Annotated in this window: 1 protein-coding gene; it reads right to left on the bottom strand. The window is 60.6% G+C overall.

What is annotated here, in order from left to right:
• Window positions 1–119: 119 nt before the first annotated feature.
• Window positions 120–404, bottom strand: coding sequence for a helix-turn-helix transcriptional regulator (locus EN893_RS36290; RefSeq protein ID WP_023810249.1), 285 nt, complete (start codon window positions 402–404; stop codon window positions 120–122).
• Window positions 405–751: the final 347 nt, after the last annotated feature.

Genomic DNA, 751 nt, shown 5'->3' with positions numbered 1-751 from the left:
GCGTATAAGCACGTGCGGCATACAAATCGGCAAGCCCCAGGCTGAAGCAGACGCTGCGGCAGGTACAAAGAAACCCGCCCAGGAGCCTTGGCGGGTTCTCTGGAATCCGTGGTGCGGATCTAAGCCAGCGATCGACCTTGCGCCGCCGGCGTCGGCGCAGCCGGGGTGATCAGAGCCTCCTGGGGAAGGTGAAGCGCGGACACAATACGACGCAGCTTCGACGGGTCGGTCACTCTGCCGCTTTCGATATCCTCAATCTCGTCCACCGCCAGGCCGCATGTCAGGGAGAGCTCTTCCACGCTGTAACCGCGGGTCTCCCGCATCGCTCTGAGGGTGTTGTAATCTGGCCCGCTCCCGTTGGTTGCCGGTTCGGAGAGGGGTTCGCTTTTCGCATTATGGGGCATTGGCAACTCCATGACTGAAAGAGTTTGATCAAATGAGGAGTGTTGCCTGAGACGGTCGGGAAGATGCCCTCTCGCCGGCGATTTGCCAAGAGCCAAAAGGGCCGTCACGGGATCGTGAACCAGGTGCCTGGCGCGGCCCTCTCGCGCACACGTCGCGATCAAGTTGTTTTGAAGAAGCGATTGGCCTTTTGCCGGCAGTTTCGCCGCGCCCATTCGTTATCTCCGGGTCGCTGGCGTGAAACCATCCGGTTCCAGCCGGCTCGTTCCCGGAAGGATCTTTGCAATGAACTTGAAGACAGTCATGGTCGTGCTCGGCACGATTTCCAGCCTTTCCGTCGCCGGCGCAG

This window comes from Mesorhizobium sp. M7A.F.Ca.CA.004.04.2.1, assembly GCF_004022825.1.
Taxonomy (GTDB): domain Bacteria; phylum Pseudomonadota; class Alphaproteobacteria; order Rhizobiales; family Rhizobiaceae; genus Mesorhizobium.
Note: the sequence above shows the minus strand (reverse complement) of the source record. Positions and strands in the feature narration are given on the sequence as shown.

What these genes read in the sequence shown, in the direction of transcription:
- EN893_RS36290 (WP_023810249.1), bottom strand. Translation starts at nt 404, where the DNA reads ATGCCCCATAATGCGAAAAGCGAACCCCTCTCCGAACCGGCAACCAAC.